General features: G+C 71.6%; 16 protein-coding genes and 1 riboswitch. Of the genes, 8 read left to right on the top strand and 8 right to left on the bottom strand.

Features of this window, described 5'->3' with window-relative positions; all coding sequences use genetic code 11:
* Positions 1-31: 31 nt before the first annotated feature.
* Together M8J73_RS02025 and M8J73_RS02020 are read left to right on the top strand one after the other, a co-directional pair.
* Positions 32-559 (top strand): DUF485 domain-containing protein, encoded by a 528-nt coding sequence (locus M8J73_RS02025; protein WP_079055104.1) that lies wholly within the window; start codon positions 32-34, stop codon positions 557-559.
* Complete coding sequence (locus tag M8J73_RS02020) at positions 556-2,148, top strand: monocarboxylic acid transporter (RefSeq protein WP_055541351.1); 1,593 nt, start codon at positions 556-558, stop codon at positions 2,146-2,148. The genes M8J73_RS02025 and M8J73_RS02020 overlap by 4 nt, the downstream gene beginning before the upstream one ends.
* A gap of 106 nt (positions 2,149-2,254) precedes the next feature.
* On the opposite strand, the gene M8J73_RS02015 is transcribed toward M8J73_RS02020, so the two are convergent.
* From M8J73_RS02015 to M8J73_RS02000, 4 genes are all read right to left on the bottom strand, one after another.
* Positions 2,255-2,935: a response regulator gene (locus tag M8J73_RS02015; protein ID WP_249828147.1), complete on the bottom strand. Its 681-nt coding sequence runs from the start codon at positions 2,933-2,935 to the stop codon at positions 2,255-2,257.
* Positions 2,932-4,701, bottom strand: a complete 1,770-nt coding sequence (locus M8J73_RS02010) for an ATP-binding protein (protein ID WP_249828146.1) — start codon at positions 4,699-4,701, stop codon at positions 2,932-2,934. Before M8J73_RS02010 ends, M8J73_RS02015 begins: the two co-directional genes overlap by 4 nt.
* A gap of 149 nt (positions 4,702-4,850) precedes the next feature.
* A complete protein-coding gene (locus tag M8J73_RS02005) occupies positions 4,851-5,789 on the bottom strand; it encodes a ferredoxin family protein (protein WP_249828145.1) in 939 nt (312 codons plus the stop codon).
* A gap of 128 nt (positions 5,790-5,917) precedes the next feature.
* A complete protein-coding gene (locus M8J73_RS02000; RefSeq protein WP_249828144.1) occupies positions 5,918-7,198 on the bottom strand; it encodes a citrate synthase in 1,281 nt (426 codons plus the stop codon).
* 97 nt (positions 7,199-7,295) lie between these two features.
* Here M8J73_RS02000 and M8J73_RS01995 point away from each other — a divergent pair, with 97 nt between their 5' ends.
* Positions 7,296-8,462 (top strand): citrate synthase/methylcitrate synthase, encoded by a 1,167-nt coding sequence (locus M8J73_RS01995; protein ID WP_249828143.1) that lies wholly within the window; start codon positions 7,296-7,298, stop codon positions 8,460-8,462.
* Between the two features lie 140 nt (positions 8,463-8,602).
* On the opposite strand, the gene M8J73_RS01990 is transcribed toward M8J73_RS01995, so the two are convergent.
* A complete protein-coding gene (locus M8J73_RS01990; protein ID WP_055541664.1) occupies positions 8,603-8,839 on the bottom strand; it encodes a hypothetical protein in 237 nt (78 codons plus the stop codon).
* Between the two features lie 256 nt (positions 8,840-9,095).
* Positions 9,096-9,611: a DUF6082 family protein gene (locus M8J73_RS01985; RefSeq protein ID WP_055541663.1), complete on the bottom strand. Its 516-nt coding sequence runs from the start codon at positions 9,609-9,611 to the stop codon at positions 9,096-9,098.
* Positions 9,612-9,984: 373 nt separating this feature from the next.
* Here M8J73_RS01985 and M8J73_RS01980 point away from each other — a divergent pair, with 373 nt between their 5' ends.
* Positions 9,985-11,142 carry a CobW family GTP-binding protein gene (locus M8J73_RS01980; protein WP_055541662.1) on the top strand — a complete coding sequence of 386 codons (1,158 nt, stop codon included), beginning with the start codon at positions 9,985-9,987 and terminating at the stop codon, positions 11,140-11,142.
* Positions 11,143-11,304: 162 nt separating this feature from the next.
* Here M8J73_RS01980 and M8J73_RS01975 read toward each other — a convergent pair whose 3' ends face one another.
* Positions 11,305-13,761, bottom strand: a complete 2,457-nt coding sequence (locus tag M8J73_RS01975; RefSeq protein ID WP_055541661.1) for a DNA gyrase/topoisomerase IV subunit A — start codon at positions 13,759-13,761, stop codon at positions 11,305-11,307.
* 341 nt (positions 13,762-14,102) lie between these two features.
* Here M8J73_RS01975 and M8J73_RS01970 point away from each other — a divergent pair, with 341 nt between their 5' ends.
* The 4 genes from M8J73_RS01970 (at position 14,103) to M8J73_RS01955 (ending at position 18,976) form a co-directional block, all read left to right on the top strand.
* Positions 14,103-15,491: a M16 family metallopeptidase gene (locus tag M8J73_RS01970; RefSeq protein WP_206187992.1), complete on the top strand. Its 1,389-nt coding sequence runs from the start codon at positions 14,103-14,105 to the stop codon at positions 15,489-15,491.
* On the top strand, positions 15,488-16,876 hold the full coding sequence (locus tag M8J73_RS01965) for a M16 family metallopeptidase (RefSeq protein ID WP_055541660.1): 1,389 nt from the start codon (positions 15,488-15,490) through the stop codon (positions 16,874-16,876). Before M8J73_RS01970 ends, M8J73_RS01965 begins: the two co-directional genes overlap by 4 nt.
* Before the next feature lie 225 nt (positions 16,877-17,101).
* A riboswitch (cyclic di-AMP (ydaO/yuaA leader) is annotated at positions 17,102-17,275 on the top strand.
* A 12-nt stretch (positions 17,276-17,287) separates the two neighbouring features.
* Positions 17,288-18,073 (top strand): M23 family metallopeptidase, encoded by a 786-nt coding sequence (locus M8J73_RS01960; protein ID WP_055541659.1) that lies wholly within the window; start codon positions 17,288-17,290, stop codon positions 18,071-18,073.
* Between the two features lie 189 nt (positions 18,074-18,262).
* Positions 18,263-18,976, top strand: coding sequence for a GntR family transcriptional regulator (locus M8J73_RS01955; RefSeq protein WP_055541658.1), 714 nt, complete (start codon positions 18,263-18,265; stop codon positions 18,974-18,976).
* Positions 18,977-19,165: 189 nt separating this feature from the next.
* On the opposite strand, the gene M8J73_RS01950 is transcribed toward M8J73_RS01955, so the two are convergent.
* Positions 19,166-19,447 (bottom strand): HPr family phosphocarrier protein, encoded by a 282-nt coding sequence (locus tag M8J73_RS01950; protein WP_055541657.1) that lies wholly within the window; start codon positions 19,445-19,447, stop codon positions 19,166-19,168.
* Positions 19,448-19,609 lie beyond the last annotated feature (162 nt).

The following is a 19,609-nucleotide window of genomic DNA, read 5'->3' as shown; positions in this document are numbered from 1 at the left end:
GGGGATCAGTGCGGTCTGTCCATGCTTGGGCATGCAGTCAAGTACCGGCCGGTCCCGCCGTCGCGCGGGTGGTTCCGAGAGTGCGGTCGAGGGGCAAGGGGCGGCCCCGGCGGACGTGCGGTTCGATGATCCCTGGTATGACGCGCTGGCCTCCGGCTGGGCAGGGGTGGACGGCGCGGGAGGGGTGCCGCCCGTCGTGCCGGCCGCTCGGGAGGAGGGGCGGGCCGCGGGCGACGTGTATGTGGAGGTGCAGCGCAGCGCCGCCTTTCAGGAGGTCCGTCGCCGGTACCGGAGATTCGTGATCCCGGGAGTCGCCGTCTTCTTCAGCTGGTACGTCGGATACGTGGTCACGGCCACCACCGCGCCGGGGCTGATGGCGCGGCCCGTGGCGGGCGCGGTCAACGTGGCGATGCTGGCGGGGCTCGGACAGTTCCTCACGACGTTCCTGTTCACCTGGGCCTACGCGCGCCACGCGCGGCTGCGGCGGGACCGGGCGGCCCTCGATCTGCGGTGGGACACACAGGAGTTGACGCGCGGCGTCGCAGGGGGCGAGCGGTGACCGGGAACCATCAGACACTTGCCCTGCTGCTGTTCAGCGTGTTCATCGCGATCACCCTGGGCATCACGACCTGGGTCAGTCGCAACCGGCATGGTTCGGCGGAGGAGTTCTACGCCGGCGGCCGTTTGTTCTCGCCGATGGAGAATGGTTTTGCCATTGCGGGCGACTACATGTCCGCCGCGTCCTTCCTCGGTATCTCAGGCCTCATCGCGCTCTTCGGGTACGACGGACTGCTGTACTCGGTGGGCTTCCTGGTGGCCTGGCTCGTAGTGCTGTTCCTGGTGGCCGAACTGGTGCGCAACTGCGGGCGGTTCACGCTCGCCGACGTGGTCGCGGCACGGATGAGCGAGCGGCCGGTCAGGGTCGCGGCGGGAACCTCCTCGGTCACCGTGTCCGTTCTGTACCTGGTGGCGCAGATGGTGGGCGCGGGCACCCTCGTCGCGCTGCTGCTGGGCGGCGAGGGCGAGGCAGCGCGGGCCTGGACGGTCATCGCAGTCGGCGCGCTCATGGTCGTCTATGTGTCGCTGGGAGGGATGCGGGCCACCACCTGGATTCAGATCGTGAAGGCGGTCCTGCTGATGGGCGGGGCGATCGCGCTGACCGTGCTCGTCCTGATGAGGTTCCACGGAGACTTCGACCACCTGCTGCGGACGGCCGCGGAGCGCAGCGGGCACGGGGCGGCCTTCCTCGCGCCGGGGTTGAAGTACGGCGGCGACTGGACCGACCGCCTCGACTTCATCAGCCTCGGGCTCGCCCTGGTCCTGGGCACGGCCGGGCTCCCGCACATCCTGTCCCGCTTCTACACGGTGCCGACCGCCCGCGCCGCGCGCCGCTCGGTCGTGTGGTCGATCGGCCTCATCGGTGGCTTCTACCTGATGACGATCGTGCTGGGCTTCGGCGCGGCCGCGATCGTCGGACCCGCGGCCGTTCGAGCCTCGAACGCGGCCGGCAACACGGCCGTTCCGCTCCTCGCCCTCGATCTGGGCGGCGGAGCGGGCTCCACCGGTGGAACGGTTCTGTTCGCGATCGTCGCCGCCATCGCCTTCGCGACGATCCTCGCGGTCGTCGCCGGTATCACCCTCGCCTCGTCCGCGTCGGTCGCCCACGACCTGTACGCCTCACTGAAGCGCCGACGCTCGAAGCCGTACAGCGAGGTGGCCGTGGCGCGTACCTCCGCCGTCGGGATCGGGGCCGTGGCCATCGCGCTCGGGCTGCTCGCCCGCGACCTCAATGTGGCCTTCCTCGTCGGGCTGGCCTTCGCCGTCGCCGCCTCGGCCAATCTGCCCGTGCTGCTGTATTCCCTGTTCTGGCGCGGCTTCACCACCCGCGGTGCCGTGTGGTCCGTGTACGGCGGACTCGTCCCGGCGGTGGTGCTGGTGCTGCTGTCGCCGGTGGTGTCCGGCAGCCCCGAATCCCTGTTCCCCGGCGTCGACTTCCAGTACTTCCCGCTGCGGAACCCGGGCCTCGTCTCGGTGCCCCTGGGCTTCCTCGCCGGCTGGCTGGGCACGGTCACCTCCGCCGAACCGGCCGACGAGGCGAAGCACGCCGAGACCGAGGTGCGGTCCCTGACGGGCGCCGGGGCGGTCTGACGGCCCTCCGGGGGCGCCCGTCGGCGGCGCTTGCCGCGCGCGTCTCCCGGGGGACGCCCAGGGGCGGGCGAGGCCAGGGGCGGGGCGACGTCCGGGGCGGGTGACGTCAGGGGCGGGTCGCCCACTCGTAGCGGTGCTCAGGGCGGCCCGCGTCGCCGTACTTGAGGGTCAGACGGGCGCGTCCGGTCCGCTCCAGGAGCTTCAGATAGCGCTGGGCGGTCTGGCGGCTCAGGCCGGTCCGATCGGCGATCTCCTGGGCCGACAGCGGGCCCTCGGCCGTCATCAGGGCCCGCCGCACGACCTCGGTGGTGGTGGCCGAGTGCCCCTTGGGCAGGTCCGGCTCGCCGCCCGCCGACAGCGCGCCGAAGATCCGGTCGACCTCCGCCTGCTCGGCCTCGCCACCGCCGTCCAGGGTGCGCCGCAGCTCCGCGTACGCCTCCAACTTGGCCCGCAGCCCCGCGAACGCGAACGGCTTCACCAGGTACTGCAGGGCGCCCTGCCGCATCGCCGCCTGGACCGTCGAGACGTCACGCGCCGCCGTCACCATGATCACATCGGTCTGGTGGCCGCGTCGGCGCATCTCCTGGACGACCATGAGGCCCGTGTCGTCCGGGAGGTAGTGGTCCAGGAGGACGAGGTCCACCCGGGGCAGCTTCTCCAACTGCTCCAGCGCGTCGGCCGCGTTGTGCGCCACGCCCGCCACCCGGAAGCCGGGGACCTTCTCCACGTAGGCGGTGTTCACCCGGGCGACCCGCAGGTCGTCGTCCACGACCAGGACCTCGATCATCGCGACTCCTTCTCGGCGGCTGGGACGGCGTCCTCCGGCTCGTGCGCCGTGCCCGGTCGCGCGTCACGGCCCGCCGTCGGCTCGTCGTGCGGGCCGGCTCCCTCGTCGGGTGCCGTAGACGTAAGCGCCGGCGCCGACGATTGCGTCACCGGTCCCGGCTCCGCCAGCGCCTCCGGCAGGACGACCGTGAACTCCGCGCCGCCGCCCTCCGCCTCGGTGGCCCGGGCGCTGCCTCCCTGCCGTTCGGCGAGCCGGCGCACCAGGGAGAGCCCGATACCGCGCTCACGGTGGGCCGGGGGCGTCTTGGTGGACCAGCCCTCCGTGAAGATCAACTCACGGTGTTCGGGCAGGACTCCGGGCCCGGTGTCGCGAACCCGGAGGATCGCCGTGCGTCCCTCGGCCCGCAACTCGACCTCCACGCGCGCGTGCGGGGTGCCCGCGACGGCGTCGAGGGCGTTGTCGACGAGGTTGCCGACGATGGTGACCAGTCCACGCGGATCGATCAACCTGTCCGGCAGCGGGGTCCCGCCGGTGACCGTCAGGGCCACGCCGCGTTCGGCCGCGACGGTCGCCTTGCCGACCAGTACCGCGGCGAGCAGCGGATCGTGGATCTTCTCGGTGACCTGCTCGGCGGTCGCGCGATGGTCACCGACCACTTCACCGACGAAGTCCACTGCCTCGTCGTACATCTCCAGTTCGAGCAGGCCGAGGAGGGTGTGCATCCGGTTGGCGTGCTCGTGGTCCTGGGCGCGCAGGGCGTCGATCAGGCCGCGCGTGGAGTCCAGTTCGCGGCCCAGCTGCTCCAGCTCGGTGCGGTCCCGCAGGGTGGCCACGGCGCCGCCGTCGTCGGTGGGCATCCGGTTGGCGACCAGGACGCGCCGGCCGCGGACGGTGAGCAGATCGGTGCCGGTGACCCGGCCGGCCAGCACATCGGTCGTACGACCCGCGCCGAGTGCCTCGTCGAGCGACCGGCCGACCACCTCGTCGCCGAGGCCCAGGAGGCGCTGCGCTTCGTCGTTCAGGAGGCGCACGCGGCCCGCGCGGTCCAGGGCGACCACACCCTCCCGGATGCCGTGCAGCATCGCCTCGCGCTCCGCGAGGAGCCCCGCGATGTCGGAGAAGGCCAGGTCACGGGTCTGCCGATGAACCCGTCGCGAGATCAGATACGCCGCCAGCGCGCCGACGGCCATGGCGCCGCCCGCGTACGCGAGGAGGCCGGGGATCGCGTGGATCAGCCGGGCGCGCACATTGTCGTACTCGATACCGACCGAGACGGCCCCGACGATCCTCCCGTCGGCGTCGCGCAGCGGCACCTTGCCCCGGGCCGACCGCCCCAGGGTGCCCGAGTCGATCTCCATGACCTCGTTCCCCGCGAGGGCGCGGCGCGGGTCGGTCGAGACGAGGCCGCCGATCTCGGTGGGGTCCGGGTGGGACCAGCGCACCCCGCGGTCGTCCATCACCACCACGTACTCGGCGCCGCTGGCCCTGCGGATCCGCTCGGCCTCCACCTGCACCGGCCCCTTCACGGACGGCTCGGTCGTGACCAGGTCCTCGGCGATCTGCGGCTGGGCCGCCGTGGTCTGGGCGATCGCGAGGGCGCGGCGCATCGCCTGGTCGTCCAGCTGGTCGCTGAGCGGTGCGAGGAACAGCCCGGTCGCGAGGACGGCGACACCGGCGGCGATCGCCACCTGCATCAGCAGGACCTGCGAGAACACCCGCCGCGGCATCCCGAGACGCAGGCGACGTGCGGGGGGAGTGGGGCTCATACCCTGACGGTACGTGGACGGCGTGCGCCGGACGTAGAGGGGTGTGGCGGGTATCTCAGGCGGGGCGCGGGGCGCCGGGCGCCGGGCGCGGGACGGGAGGCGTGAGGCGTGGCTGGGGCGCGCAGGGCGGACCCGGCGCGGGCCGGGCCCTAACCGGCGAGCGCCGTCGGTACCAGTGCGCGTACGGCCGTCACGTCCATGCGGGCCGGCGAGCCCAGGGGAGAGCCGCAGCTCTCGGGGCGGGGCGGCTGGGCCGCGCCCTGGGAGACGGTGACGTTCCAGCGGCGGCCGTCGATGTGGGCGACGGTGACCTCCCAGCGCGGGGCGGCGCCGTCCGTGCGCAGGACGGTGAGGGCGTCGGCCGCGTCCTCGCCCGACGCCGCGCGCACCGCCAGCTCCGCCGCCTGCCCGGGACGTTCCCAGGCGGAGTTCCCGCGGCAGCCCTCGGTGACGACTCGCCCCTCCCGCACGGCGTGGAGGACCTCCTTGACGTGGTGGGCCTCGGCGCGGCCGTACACGTAGCCGGAGGGCAGGACGAGGAGCGTGGGCGAGAAGCGGTGCCCACCCAGATGGGTGACCTCCCAGGTGCCCTCGACGCCGGAGGCGGCCAGCTCGGCGGCGAGCGGTCGGCCGAGGAGGGCACAGCAGCGGTCGCGTTTGCCGTTGGTGCACACGAGCGCGAGGGGCCGGCCGGTGTGGGGCCGACTGTGAAGGGCCGCCTCGAAGGAGCTGGGGTCGCCGTCGCCGAGCGCGGCGAAGTCGAGGTCGAGCAGGCGCTCCGGGGCGGTCGTGGTGGCGTGGTGCAGCCAGACGTTCCCGGGGACCGTGTGCGCCACGTACACCTGGCGCTCATGGACCTCGCGGCAGTCGGCGTGACGTCCCGGCCGCCGGATGAGCGCGACGCGCACGCCGGTGCCCTCGGCGGCGGCTTCGAGGGCGCGGCCGAGCGCGGGGTCCAGGTGGCTCGACGTGAGCGCCTGGGCGCCCCAGGGGCCCGGCTGTTCCAGCAGCAGCCATGTCCTCGCCGTGGCGGCGGTCCCCGCGAGAGGCTCGGCGAGGTGTCGGGACGCGGATGTGCACGTACTCACAGAGGTGAGCCTAACCTGACTTCGGTCCGCGCGGCCTCCGGGCGGGCCGAAGGGGTGGAGACCGGTGTGGCGAGCGGTGCGCTCGGCCCGCCTCGGCCGCGGCCACTCCGACGGGTCGCTACGGCAGGTCACTCCGGCAGTGGTTGCGGTGGTCGCACCCCCACGTACTGGCCGCTGGGGCGCATCCGCAGGGGGCGCTCTCCGTACTCCTCCAGTGCGTGGGCGATCCAGCCCGCCGTGCGGGCGACGGCGAAGATCGTCTCGCCGGCGGTGGGGGGCATGCCGCAGGAGGCCGTGAGGACCGCCAGGGCCAGGTCGACGTTGGCGTGCAGGGGAGTGTGCCGGGCGGCGGTCGACACGATGTCGCGGGCGGCCGCGAGCGCGGGGGCCGCGCGGGGCATGTCGGCCAGGAGCGCGAACAGGGCACGCGCGCGTGGGTCCTCGCCCGTGTAGAGACGATGGCCGAGGCCGGGGATGCCGCGGCCGGAGCGCAGTTCCTCCGCGATCACCGGGACGGCGCTGCCCTGGTCCAGCACATCGGTGAGCAGTCGGTGGGCGAGGGCGCTGGCCGAACCGTGCAGCGGGCCCTCCAGGGCGCCCAGCCCCGCGGAGACGGCCGCGTACGCGTGCGCGCGGGCCGAGGCGGCGACGCGGACCGCCAGGGTGGAGGCGGCGAGGTCGTGGTCGGCGAGCAGCCCGAGCGCGGTGTCCAGCGCCCGCAGGGCGGCTTCGTCGGGCGCGCGTCCGCTGAGCCGCGCCCAGAGGCGGTGGGCGAGCGGACCGGTGTCGCGATGGCCGCGGGAGGACAGGGGGAGGGCGGCCACGAGGGTGGGGATGAGGGTGCGCGCGGTGCCGAGCACCGCCTCCTCGGAGAGGTCGAAGCGCAGGGGGTCGGCGGCCGCCGCCGCGACGGCCGCGACCCGCAGCCGGTCGACGGGGCCGCTGTGCTCCGGCAGCGCGTCGACCGCGCGGCGGGCGGCGGTCACGGATGTCTTCGGCGCGGTGAAGGTCGCGCCGGGGCGCGGTTCACCGGTCCACAGCCACTCGGCGACCTCTTCGTAGGAGTGGCGCGCGGCCAGTTCCGCCGCGTCGACGCCGCGGAAGTAGTAGTGGTCGTGCTCGATGAGGGTCAGCCGGGTGCGGACGGACAGCTCGCCCCCGCCGGACGAGGTCGTGCCGCTCTCCCGCCGGTTGCGGCGCGCGAGTGCCGCGACTTCCTCGGCGTCGAAGGTGCTGCCCCGGCCCGCCGCGTCCCGGCGGCTGCTGAGCTGCCCGCGGCTCACATAGGCGTACACGGTCTCCGGCTTCACGCCGAGCAGTTCGGCGGTCTCCCTCGTGCTGAGCCGCCGCCCCGGGTGGGCGGAGGTGTTCGCCGGGTTCGTCGATGCGCGCGCGCCTTGCTCCGTCATGGGCGTCACCGTATCCGTTGAGCATGACATTGATTCAATCAATATTGACATAGATCGAGTCAAGCATGGACAGTCGAGTCAAGTCCAAGGAGGAGACATGCAGATCAACAGGGCCGCGACCGCCTCCGTCGACGTGCCGCGTGGACTCGCGGGCGTCGTCGTCACCGACACCGAATTGGGTGACGTCAGAGGGCAGGAGGGCTTCTACCACTACCGCCAGTACTCCGCTGTCGAACTCGCGCAGACCCGCGGCTTCGAGGACGTCTGGCACCTGATGATCCACGGCGAGCTGCCGGACGCCGCGCGGCGGGTCGCGTTCGCCGCGGAGGTCGGCCCCTTGCGCCGGCTGCCCGACGGCGTGCGGGTCGCCCTGCCCGCGATCGCGGCGGCGAGCGCGCACTCGGGGCCGCTCTCCGGTCTGCGCACAGCACTGTCGCTGCTCGGCGGCTCCAAGGGTTTCCGCCCGGTGTACGACCTCGACGAGGACCGACGCCGCGCTGACGTCCTCGCCGCCTCGGCAGCCGTACCGACGCTGCTCACCGCGCTGTACCGGCTCGGGCAGGGGCTCGACCCGATCGAGCCCCGCGACGATCTGCCGTACGCCGCGAACTACTTGTACATGTTGACGGGCACGGAACCCGACCCCTGGGCTGCGCGGGCGATCGAGCAATACTTGATCTCAACCATTGACCATGGATTCAATGCATCAACATTCACCGCGCGCGTGATCACCTCGACGGGTGCCGACGTCGCCGCCTGTCTGGTGGGCGCGGTGGGCGCACTCTCGGGGCCCCTCCACGGGGGCGCCCCCAGTCGCGCGCTGGACACGCTCGACGCGATCGGCAGCCCGGACCGCATCGACGCGTGGATCCGGGAACGTGTCCTCGCCGGCGATCGCATCATGGGCTTCGGCCACCCCGTGTACCGCACCGAGGACCCCCGCTCCCGCATGCTGCGTGGCATCGCGGAGCAGTTCGGCGGACCGCGTGTCGCCTTCGCGGTGGAGGTCGAGCGGCAGGTGGAGGCCATCCTCGCCGAGCTGAAGCCGGGCCGTGAGCTGCACACCAATGTCGAGTTCTACGCGGGCGTCGTCATGGAGCTGTGCGGGTTGCCCCGCGAGATGTTCACCCCGACCTTCGCCGCCGCCCGCGTCGTCGGCTGGAGCGCCAACATCCTCGAACAGGCCCGGGACTCGAAGATCATCCGCCCGGCGGCACGCTATGTGGGACCGGTGCCCCCGGCGGCCGTACCGCTGGTGGCCTGACGCCCTGGTCGCCTGACCTCCCCGGCCGCCGTATCGCTGCTGACCAGGCGTCCGCCGGTATCACCGCATGGACGGGGCCCGGCACCACGGGGGAGGTGCCGGGCTCCTGCGGCGCGCTCCGTCACGTGAGCGCGGCCGTCTCACGCATCGGGGATGTCGGCTTTGGCACGGACCAGGGTCTCGCGCGAGATGATCACGATGCGTTCGTAGGGAGCGCGCGCCGCGTCGGGCGGCAGCTCACCGTCGAGGGCGGCGGTGGCTTCGGTTCCGATGACAGCGAAGTTGCCGTCGCTGAGTTCGAAGATGTCGGGGCAGGTCTGGCCCGAGGCGCTGCCGCGCTCCCTGGGCGAGGCGCCAACGCGACGCACGATCTTCAAGTCCGGTCCTAGAGGCATTGAGCGAGAAGGGCCTCAGCCGGGGCGCTGCGCGAGTTGATGACCCATGGTGCGTCCGGTCGGGTTCATGAGCGGGCCCACGGATGCTCATGAACGGGCTGCTGCCTCGGGTGGGGATCTGCAGCCCTACGCCGCACATGCAAGGACCTGAGCAGGAGGTTCTTCCCGAGCAGGATGCGGAGAGATTACCGGTCCGGATGTCCCAACGTCTCGCCTCTTCACGGGACTTGAGGGTGAATCACTCGTCCGGCGGTTGCCCTATGACCCACCACTCGTCTCCGTCGTCCCGGTCCTCGACCAGATGGTTCATCTCCTCGACGAGCCCGTTCATCATGTCGCCCAGCGCCGCCTCCTCCGACGCGTCGGGCAGGCTGTCCCGGTGGTGACGCGTGGCCGCCCAGTACTCTCGGAAGATCGTGTTGCGTGCCATCACCCGCAGGTGCCCGTACAGCTCGCCCAGGCTGAGGGCACCGATGCGGTGGTAGTAGAGCGCGTTGACGTACAGGGCGTTCGCGAAGAGGTACTGGCGCTGCCGCTCCGGCGGGACATCGGTCTCGTACGTGTCCAGCACGGCCGCGAGGGCCGGGTCCTCCATGGCCTTGCACAGCAGGTCGAAGTGGAGCCGGTGCTGTTCGGCGAGCGCGGCGTGCCTGCGCTGTCGGGAGCCTCTCTCCGTCAGGGCCTGCGCGGCCGAGGCGAGCCGGCCCCGGGCGGCGGCGCCCAGCCTCCGTATCCCAAAGTTCTGTGTGGTCATGTCAACCCCCGGTTCAGGCGTCCATCCGCCCGTCGTCGGACACGGGTCGACAGGATGGGGACCGGCGAGCGGTGGGCGGCGCGCTTGCCGTCTCCCAGTGTCGCCGAGCGCCCCTGGTCGGCTGGGAGGCGGAGAGGAGGCGCACGGAAGGATGTGCGGGTGTCAGAAACCGGCGCCGTGCACATCGTGTGCCCCGCGGGCGCCGCTGACAATCGTTCCCTTCGTGTGGACCGTGTGCCCACTCGTATCCTGGGGCAGCAGTACAAAGCCGTACAGGAGCCGCGGTGTTCCGGCGAACGCCGGTCCGTGAGCCGTCCCGGTACGGCGGCCGGCCGCGAGCCGGCGCACGCAACGGTGTGAGAGAGGGCGCGCGTTGAGCCAGTCGTCGAGTCCGGGCCCCGGCGGGCCGCAGCAGATCCCGGTCGTGGTCCTCGCCGGATTCCTGGGCTCCGGTAAGACCACCCTGCTCAACCATCTCCTGCACCGCAGCGGCGGCACCCGCATCGGTGCCGTCGTCAACGACTTCGGGGCCATCGAGATCGACGCGATGGCGGTGGCCGGCGCGCTCGGCGACTCCACGGTGTCGCTGGGCAACGGGTGTCTGTGCTGTGCCGTCGACGCCAGTGAGCTGGACGTGTACCTGGAGCGGCTCGCCGACCCCGCCACCGGGATCGACGTCATCGTCATCGAGGCCAGCGGGCTCGCCGAGCCTCAGGAACTCGTGCGGATGGTGCTCGCCGGCGAGAACCCCCGGGTCGTGTACGGCGGGCTGGTCGAGGTCGTCGACGCGGCCGAGTTCCTCGACACCAGGCAGCGGCACCCCGAGATCGACCGGCACCTCGCCATCGCCGACCTCGTCGTCGTCAACAAGGTCGACCGGGCCGAGGACGGTGAGCGCGTCGTCGGACTCGTCCGGTCGCTGAGTGAGGGCGCCGCCGTCGTGGCCGCGACGTACGGGCGCATCGACCCCGCGTTCCTCTTCGACTGCCGCCCCAGCGAGGAACGCATCGGGCAGCTGTCCTTCGACGACCTTCATCGGTACGACGATCTCCAGGGGAACGACGGCGCCGACCCGCACGACGGCACCCACGGCGAGGGCGGCGACGCCCACGAGGATCATCTCGGGCATCTGCACACCGCGTACGACAGCGTCGCCTTCGTCTCCGACCTGCCGATGAACCCCCGGCGGCTGCTGGACTTCCTCGACGGCAGGTCGGACGGGCTGTACCGCATCAAGGGGTACGTCGACTTCGGGCCCCACGACACCCGCAACCGGTATGCCGTGCACGCGGTCGGGCGGTTCCTGCGGTTCTACCCCGAGCCGTGGACGCCGGGCGACGAGCCGAGGCTCACCCAGCTCGTCCTCATCGGCACCGGTATCGACGCCGCCGCCCTCACCAAGGAGCTGGAGGCCTGCAAGGACGACGCCCCCCGCGCCGACGAGCACAGCATGTGGGGCGTCCTGCGCTACGTACCGGACAAGGAGGAGCCGGAGGCCGGCGAACCGGAACCCTCCTACGACACCCCGTGAAGCGATGGCTGGGTCGCGACACCCTCCGAAACGGACCGTCGGGCCGCGACACCCTGTGAAGCGAGCGTTTGGCCGCGACCTTCTCTGAAACCGACCGATCGCGCCGCGACCCCCTCTCACGTCTTCCGATACGAGGGAGCCGCGGCCCGCCGTCCGTCTCGATCAGACGGGGCCCGCCACCGAGGCCACCGGCTTGCCCAGGGAGACGCCCGAGCCGTCACGGCGCGGGTCCATCTCCGGGAGGTCTGCCGGAGTGCCGTTCTTCTGGGCGGCGCGGGCCGGAGTCGGGCCCGCCCAGGCGAAGGACAGGCAGTCCTCGCCCTTCAGATACCGCTGGCAGCGGACACCGCCCGTGGCGCGTCCCTTGCGCGGGTACTGGTCGAACGGGGTGAGCTTGGCCGTGGTCTGGACGGAGTCGTCCAGCGTGCCGCGCGAGCCCGCCACCGTGAAGACCACCGCGTCCACAGCCGGGTCGACCGCCGTGAAGGAGATGACCTTGGCGCCGTCGGTGAGCTTGATACCCGCCATACCGCCGGCCGGGCGGCCCTGCGGGCGGACCTGCGAGGCCTGGTAGCGCAGCAGCTGGGCGTCGTCCGTGATGAAGACCAGGTCCTCCTCGCCCGTGCGCAGCTCGATCGCGCCGACGATCCGGTCGCCCTCCTTGAGGGTGATGACCTCCAACTCCTCCTTGTTGGAGGGGTAGTCGGGCACGACCCGCTTGACCACACCCTGTTCGGTGCCGATGGCGAGGCCCGGCGACGACTCGTCGAGCGTCGTCAGACAGACCACCGTCTCGCCGTCCTGGAGGGAGAGGAACTCCGCGAGCGGGGCGCCGCCCGCGAGGTTCGGGGCGGCCGCCGTGTCGGGCAGCTGGGGCAGGTCGATCACGTTCAGCCGCAGCAGACGGCCCGTGGACGTCACCGCGCCGATCTCGCCGCGGGCCGTCGCCGGGACCGCCGACACGATCACGTCGTGCTTGGTGCGCTTGGCGTCCGCGTCCGCCGCGAACGGCTCGGCGTCGGCCGTACGGGCGAGCAGCCCCGTCGAGGACAGCAGCACCCGGCACGGGTCGTCCGCGACCTGGAGCGGAACCGCGGCCACCGGGGCGCCCGAGGACTCCAGCAGGACCGTACGGCGCTCGGTGCCGAACTTCTTCGCCACCGCGGCCAGTTCCCCGGAGACCAGCTTGCGCAGCTCGGCGTCCGAGTCCAGGATGCGCGTCAGCTCCGCGATCTCCGCGTTGAGCCGGTCCTTCTCCGCCTCCAGCTCGATGCGGTCGTACTTCGTGAGACGGCGCAGCGGAGTGTCGAGGATGTACTGCGTCTGGACGTCCGACAGGGAGAAGTGCTCCATCAGGCGCTCCTTGGCCTGCGCGGAGTTCTCGCTGGAGCGGATCAGCCGGATGACCTCGTCGATGTCCAGCAGTGCCGTGAGCAGACCCTCGACCAGGTGCAGCCGGTCGCGCTTCTTGCCGCGGCGGAACTCCGAGCGGCGGCGCACGACGTTGAAGCGGTGGTCGAGGTAGACCTCCAGGAGCTCCTTGAGACCCAGGGTGAGGGGCTGGCCGTCGACCAGCGCCACGTTGTTGATGCCGAAGGACTCCTCCATCGGCGTCAGCTTGTACAGCTGCTCCAGGACCGCCTCCGGCACGAAGCCGTTCTTGATCTCGATGACGAGCCGCAGGCCGTGCTGGCGGTCGGTGAGGTCCTTGACGTCGGCGATGCCCTGGAGCTTCTTCGAGCCGACCAGGTCCTTGATCTTGGCGATCACCTTCTCGGGGCCGACGGTGAACGGCAGCTCCGTGACGATGAGGCCCTTGCGGCGCGCCGTCACGTTGTCCACGGCCACCGTGGCGCGGATCTTGAAGGTGCCGCGGCCCGTCTCGTACGCGTCCCTGACACCGGTGAGTCCGACGATCCGCCCGCCCGTGGGCAGGTCGGGGCCCGGGACGTGCTTCATCAGGGCGTCCAGGTCCGCGTTCGGGTATCTGATCAGGTGGCGGGCGGCCGCGATGACCTCGCCCAGGTTGTGCGGCGGCATGTTGGTGGCCATACCGACGGCGATGCCCGAGGCGCCGTTGACCAGCAGGTTCGGGAAGGCGGCGGGCAGCGCGACCGGCTCCTGTTCCTGGCCGTCGTAGTTCGGGGCGAAGTCGACCGTGTTCTCCTCGATCGACTCCGTCATCAGGCTCGTCGCGGCGGCCTGACGGCACTCCGTGTACCGCATGGCCGCGGGCGGGTCGTCGTTGCCGAGGGAGCCGAAGTTGCCGTGGCCGTCGACCAGGGGGACCCGCATGGAGAAGGGCTGGGCCATGCGCACCAGGGCGTCGTAGATCGACGAGTCGCCATGCGGGTGCAGCTTGCCCATGACCTCGCCGACGACGCGGGCGCACTTCACATAGCCGCGGTCGGGACGCAGCCCCATCTCGTTCATCTGGTAGACGATGCGGCGGTGCACCGGCTTCAGACCGTCACGGGCGTCGGGCAGGGCTCGGGAGTAGATGACCGAGTACGCGTACTCCAGGAAGGAGCCCTGCATCTCGTCGACGACGTCGATGTCGAGGATCTTCTCCTCGTACGCGTCGTCGGGCGGCGGGGTCTTCGTGCTGCGGCGGGCCATCGCTGCCGGCTCCTTGCTGCAAGTGAACGGACTCTGACGCGGACCATTGTGGACTGCCGCACTGACAACCCGGACACGACCCGGCATTCCCCGCCGGGGCGGGTGCCCGGCGCCACCGCGTCAACCGCGTGCGCCGACCTTAACCACTGCCCGCCGGTGACCACCGGCGGTCCCGCTCCCGGCATCCGGGGTTCTCGCTCTCGGCGTAAGGCGTTCTCGCTGTCGGCGTACCCGCTCCGGGAACTTCGCCGGGCGTCCGCACGCTTGCATACAGTGGCAGGACCGGCAGGACAACCGCGGTTCCAGCGACCGCGCTCGCCATCGAAGGGACGTACATGCCCATGGGTCACACGGCCACAGCCGAGGCAGGCTCCGAAGGCCTGACAGTGAAGGAGCACCGCCTGGACAACGGCCTGCGCGTGGTGCTCTCCGAGGACCACCTGACCCCGGTCGCCGCGGTGTGCCTCTGGTACGACGTCGGCTCCCGCCACGAGGTCGAGGGCCGCACCGGCCTCGCCCACCTCTTCGAGCACCTCATGTTCCAGGGCTCCAAGCAGGTCTCGGGCAACGGCCACTTCGAGCTGGTCCAGGGCGCCGGCGGCTCGCTCAACGGCACCACCAGCTGGGAGCGCACCAACTACTTCGAGACGATGCCCGCCCACCAGCTGGAACTCGCGCTCTGGCTGGAGGCCGACCGCATGGGCAGCCTGCTGTTCGCGCTCGACCAGAAGAACCTGGACAACCAGCGGGACGTCGTCAAGAACGAGCGTCGGCAGCGCTACGACAACGTGCCGTACGGCACCGCGTTCGAGCGGATCTTCCGGCTCGCCTACCCGGAGGGCCACCCCTACCGGCACACCCCGATCGGTTCCATGGAGGACCTGGAGGCGGCCAGCCTGGAGGACGCCCGTCAGTTCTTCCGGACGTACTACGCCCCCAACAACGCCGTCCTCTCGGTCGTCGGCGACATCGACCCGGAGCAGACCCTCGCCTGGATCGAGAAGTACTTCGGCTCCATCCCGTCCTACGACGGCAAGCCGCAGCCGCGTGACGGCGGGCTGCCCGACGTCATCGGCGAGCAGCACCGCGAGGTCGTCGAGGAGAAGGTCCCCGCGCGGGCGCTGATGGCCGCCTACCGCCTCCCGGAGGACGGCACGCGCGCGTGCGACGCGGCCGACCTGGCCCTCGCCATCCTCGGCGGCGGCGAGTCCTCCCGCCTCTACAACCGGCTCGTCCGCCGCGACCGTACGGCAGTGACGGCCGGGTTCGGTCTGCTGCGTCTGGCCGGCGCCCCCTCTTTGGCCTGGATGGACGTCAAGACCTCCGGCGACGTCGAGGTGCCCGTGATCGAGGCCGCCGTCGACGAGGAGCTCGCCCGGTTCGCCGCGGAGGGCCCCACGGCCGAGGAGATGGAGCGCGCCCACGCCCAGTTGGAGCGCGAGTGGCTGGACCGGCTCGGCACGGTCGCGGGCCGCGCCGACGAACTGTGCCGCTTCGCGGTCCTGTTCGGCGACCCCAAGCTCGCCCTGACCGCCGTGGACCGGGTGCTCGACGTGACCGCCGAGGAGGTCCAGGAGGTCGCCAAGGCGCGCCTGCGGCCCGACAACCGCGCGGTGCTCGTCTACGAACCCGTCGACGACGCCGACGACGACGCGACCGACGACGAGGCCGAGAGCGCGGCGACGGACGCCGACGCGACCACCGACGAGAACGAGGAGTCGGCGAAGTGACCGAGCTCGCGACCATGGACTTCCACCCGCAGCCCCAGGCCGGCGAGGCCAGGCCCTGGGCGTTCCCGGCACCCGAGCGCGGCACCCTGGACAACGGTCTGACGGTGCTCCGCTGCCACCGCCCCGGCCAGCAGGTCGTCGCCGTCGAGGTCCTCCTCGACGCCCCCCTGGACGCCGAGCCCGCCGGACTCGACGGCGTCGCCACGATCATGACCAGGGCCTTCTCCGAGGGCACCGACAAGCACTCCGCCGAGGAGTTCGCCGCCGAGCTGGAGCGCTGCGGCGCCACCCTCGACTCGCACGCCGACCACCCCGGCGTCCGCCTCTCCCTAGAGGTGCCCGTGTCGCGGCTGGGCAAGGCCCTCGGTCTGCTCGCCGACGCCCTGCGGGCCCCCGCGTTCGCGGACAGCGAGGTCGAGCGGCTCGTGGCCAACCGGCTGGACGAGATCCCGCACGAGACCGCGAACCCGGGCCGCCGGGCCGCGAAGGAGCTCTCCAAGCAGCTGTTCCCGGCGGACTCCCGTATGTCCCGGCCCCGCCAGGGCACCGAGGAGACGGTGGCGAGCATCGACTCCGCGGCCGTACGCGCCTTCTACGAGCGGCACGTCCGCCCGGCGACGGCCACCGCCGTGATCGTCGGCGACCTCACCGGCGTCGACCTCGACGCGCTGCTCGGCGACACCCTGGGCGCCTGGACGGGCTCCCCGGCCAAGCCCCGCACCATGCCGGCGGTGAGCGCCGACGACACCGGGCGCGTCGTCATCGTCGACCGCCCCGGCGCCGTCCAGACGCAGTTGCTCATCGGCCGCGTGGGCGTCGACCGGCACGACCGGGTGTGGCCGGCCCAGGTGCTCGGCACCTACTGCCTCGGCGGCACCCTCACCTCCCGCCTGGACCGCGTCCTGCGCGAGGAGAAGGGCTACACCTATGGTGTGCGCGCGTTCGGCCAGGTGCTGCGCTCCGCGCCCGACGGCTCCGGTGTCTCGATGCTCGCCATCAGCGGTTCCGTGGACACACCGAACACCGGTCCGGCGCTCGACGACCTGTGGACGGTGCTGCGCACCCTCGCCGCCGAGGGCCTGACCGACGCCGAGCGGGACGTCGCCGTGCAGAACCTCGTCGGGGTCGCCCCCCTCAAGTTCGAGACGGCGGCGGCCGTGGCGAGCACCCTGGCCGACCAGGTCGAGCAGCACCTGCCGGACGACTACCAGTCGACGCTGTACCGACAGCTCGCCGCCACCGGCACCGTGGAGGCCACCGCGGCCGTCGTGAGCGCCTTCCCGGTGGACCGTCTGGTGACCGTCCTCGTCGGTGACGCCGCGCAGATCGAGGAGCCCGTCAGGGCCCTGGGCATCGGCGAAGTCACCGTCGTTCCCGCCGAGTAGAAGCCGAGGGGAACCGGCTCGCGGGCGGGCTGGTCGACAAGGGGCCCCGGTGACGGAAGAGTCACCGGGGCCCCTGTTTGTCCCTATTGCTCGCATTGATGGGGGAGGTTGCGTGTCTGACCTGTGGCGTACGCCTCAAAACCCGTGATGCGTTTGTTATTTCGGAGGCGACCCGCTTAGCGTCGGTCCGGCTGTTCGCCAGCAGTTCGCCGCATCCGCGGCACCGGACAGTCATCGCCGAGTCCCCCCACGGCGCGAGCCAGGGGAGCCGGGGACCCACCGCAGTCCCTGGGGTGAATCGGGTGCCCTTCGCGAGCTTCGCGAAACGAGGGGTGTCCGTAGGAGACCTTCCTGCTCCGAACCCGTCAGCTAACCCGGTAGGCGAGAGGGAAGGAAAGGATCAGCCACTCCATGGCGTTCACCCGCGCTCCCGGGAAGCACCGCCGTCCCGGCCGCGTGAAGCGCACGACCACGAGGACCGTGGGCGTCGCCGCTCTCACCACCACCGGTGTCGTCGGAACCGTCGCCGTTCCGGCGCTCGCCGCGGAGCCCGCCCCCGAGCAGACGGGGCTGAACCAGATCATCGTCCTCGGTGACACCGTCGCCGAGCAGGTCGACGCCCAGGCCGCCGCGCAGCAGCAGGCCGCCGAGGTGGCCGCCGTCAAGCAGAAGGCGCAGGAGGAGGCCCGCAAGGCCGCCGCCGAGAAGGCGAAGCAGGAGCGCGCCGCCGCCAAGGAGCGCGAGGAGATCAAGGCACGGGCCGCCCGCGCCGCCGAGCGCGAGCGCCTGAACGCCTACGTCTCTCCCATCACCGGCTCCTACATCTCCACCGGCTACAAGTCCGGCGGCGCCGTCTGGTCCTCCGGCAGCCACACCGGTGTCGACTTCCACGCCGCCTCCGGCACGCCCGTCCACGCGGTGGGCGCCGGCACCGTCGTCGAGGCCGGCTGGGGCGGCGCGTACGGCAACAACGTCGTGATCAAGATGAACGACGGCACGTTCACCCAGTACGGCCACCTGTCGTCCATCAGCGTCTCCGTCGGCCAGACGGTCACCCCCGGCCAGCAGATCGGCGTCTCCGGGGCGACCGGCAACGTCACCGGCCCGCATCTGCACTTCGAGGCCCGCACGACGGCCGAGTACGGCTCGGACATCGACCCCGTCGCGTACCTGCGCTCGCACGGTGTGAACGTCTGACGAAAGCTTCACCGCTTCAGGAGGCCCCGGCTCACCGAGCCGGGGCTTTCCTTGTTCCCGGCGTACCCGCTGTCCAAAAAATATCCATGGATTCCGGCCCGCCATCGGAAATTCCGGCCCACTGCAATAGAGTCACCTGAACACACGTCAATCAATGACGTTTCACGGGGATTAAGGCGGAGGTCGGTCATGCGTATTCCGGCGCACTCGGTATGCACGGCGATCCGTGATGACATCGTCGCGGGTGTCTACGAGCGCGGCAGCCGGCTCACCGAGGAACTGCTCGCCCGCCGGTACGGCGTGAGCCGGGTCCCCGTGCGCGAGGCGCTGCGCACGCTGGAGGCCGAGGGCTTCGTGGTGACGCGTCGGCACGCGGGCGCGTGCGTCGCCGAGCCGACCGAGCAGGAGGCCTCCGACCTGCTGGAGATGCGCATGCTGCTGGAGCCCCTCGCCGCCGCCCGCGCCGCCCAGCGCCGCACGGAGGCGCACCTCAAGGTCCTGCGCGGCCTGGTCAGACTGGGCCAGGAGCGGGCCAGGCGGGGCAACAGCGAGGATCTGCGCTCCCTGGGCGGCTGGTTCCACGAGACCCTCGCCCAGGCCTCCGGGAGCCCCGCCCTGACCTCGACGCTCGCCCAGCTGCGGCACAAGATCGCCTGGATGTACGCGGTCGAGGCGCCGGCCAACCCCGTGGAGTCCTGGGCCGAGCACGGCGGCATCGTGGACGCCGTGGCCCGTGGCGACAGCGAACGCGCGCGGACGATCACCGCTCTGCACACCGAGCGGGCCACCTCGGCGCACCGGCTGCGCTTTCCCGGCCGGCCCGCAACGCCGGAGCGGCAGGAGCGACCGGACCGTGTGAGGACTTCGCAACACCCCGTAAACATGCCGAGTCTGCGGCATTAACACGAGGGCCGTATACAAAGAAGGTATGAATTCGAGGGGCGTAATTTCTGCTGCCCTCGGACGGATTTCCCGACGCCGTGGACAATTAAACCGCACCCTCTGCCCGGCGAAATGCGAAGGGCTCGCCCGATAAATCGGACGAGCCCTTCAGTGCTGCCGCGCATGGCCTTCAGGCCGCTGTCGCGTGGGTCAGACCGTCTCGGGGAGCTCCTCGAGCCCCTCGGCGACGAGCTTCGCCAGACGGTCGAGCGCGGCGTCCGCGCCCTCGGCGTCGGAGGCGAGGACGATCTCCTCGCCGCCCTGGGCGCCCAGGCCCAGGACCGCCAGCATGGAACCGGCGTTGACGGGGTTGCCGTCGGCCTTGGCGATCGTCACGGGGATACCGGAGGCCGTGGCGGCCCGGACGAAGATGGAAGCGGGGCGGGCGTGGAGGCCCTCGGCCCAGCCGACGTTGACGCGGCGCTCAGCCATGTGATGCTGCCCTTCAGGTGTGTCTCGGGTACCTCGAAGAGGTCTAGACCGGGTTGTCTAGACCAGTTTCCCATATCGTGAAGCGTCGCCGGAACGGGCCCACGGCCTGACCGCGCACCGGCTGTTGTGTCTCCCCAGACTGCCCCGCGCCGTTGTCGGACG

The sequence above is a fragment of the Streptomyces neyagawaensis genome (assembly GCF_023516595.1).
Lineage (GTDB): Bacteria > Actinomycetota > Actinomycetes > Streptomycetales > Streptomycetaceae > Streptomyces > Streptomyces neyagawaensis.
Note: the sequence above shows the minus strand (reverse complement) of the source record. Positions and strands in the feature narration are given on the sequence as shown.